The 1,081-nt window shown below is 67.0% G+C and carries 2 protein-coding genes; one reads left to right on the forward strand and one right to left on the reverse strand.

All coding sequences use genetic code 11. The annotated features are described in order from the left end of the window. A partial coding sequence (locus tag ACWGPE_RS19195; RefSeq protein WP_452049346.1) for an SDR family NAD(P)-dependent oxidoreductase occupies positions 1 to 520 on the reverse strand: 520 nt, incomplete at its 3' end. A 72-nt stretch (positions 521 to 592) separates the two neighbouring features. Here ACWGPE_RS19195 and ACWGPE_RS19200 point away from each other — a divergent pair. Then, the coding region (locus ACWGPE_RS19200) for a pirin family protein (protein ID WP_452049347.1) at positions 593 to 1,081 on the forward strand (489 nt) is incomplete at its 3' end.

The following is a 1,081-nucleotide window of genomic DNA, read 5'->3' on the forward strand; positions in this document are numbered from 1 at the left end:
GGGTCAGGCCGACCACACCGCCCTTGGACGACGAGTAGGCCGCCTGGCCGATCTGGCCGTCGAAGGCCGCGACGCTGGTCATGTTGACGATCGCTCCGCGCTCGCCGGTGTCGGTGAGCTCGTTGCGGCTCATCGCGGTGGCGGCCAGCCGGATGCAGTCGAAGGTGCCGACCAGGTTGATGGCCAGGACCTTCTTGTAGACGTCCAGGTTGTGCGCCGACTCGAATTCGCCGTCCTTGCCGATGGTGCGCTGGGCCCAGCCGATACCGGCCGAGTTCACCAGGGCCCGCAGCGGACCGAGGTCTGCGGCGGTGTTGACCGCGTCGAGGATCTGGTCGGTGTTGGTGACGTCGACGGTGACGAACACACCGCCGATCTCGTGGGCGAGGGCCTCGCCCTTATCCGCCTGCAGGTCAGCCACGACGACGCGGGCTCCCTTGGCAGCCAACTGGCGGGCAGTCGCCGCGCCGATACCTGATGCGCCACCGGTGACGATGGCGCTTGCTCCGTTGAGTTCCACGCCCAACACACTAAGCCCCTGCCCTACCCGATCCACCGGTTGGTCAGCTAAGGCCGTCGGTAGGCTGACGCCATGGCTTCCGGGACGTCCAGAGTCGATATCCGACGCGCGGACGACCGCGGTGCGAGCACGACCGATTGGCTGCAGTCGCGGCACTCGTTCTCATTCGCCGACTACTACGACCCGGCCAACACCCACCACGGGTTGTTGCTGGTGAACAACGACGACATCGTCGCGCCCGGCGCCGGCTTTGACACCCACCCGCACCGGGACATGGAGATCGTCACGTGGGTGCTGTCGGGCCAGTTGGCGCACAAGGATTCGATGGGCAACTCCGGGGTGATCTACCCGGGCCTGGCCCAGCGGATGTCGGCCGGAACGGGTGTGCAGCATTCCGAGAAGAACGGGTCTTCCAGTGAGCCCGTGCATTTCGTGCAGATGTGGGTGCTCCCCGACACCGCCGGGGTGACGCCGGGCTATCAGCAGCAGGAGATAGAGCTGGCCGCTACGTTGACGCCGATCGCCTCCGGCGCCGTCGACGCGGCCGTCACCCTGCACAAC

The sequence above is a fragment of the Agromyces sp. NPDC055658 genome (genome assembly GCF_053618155.1).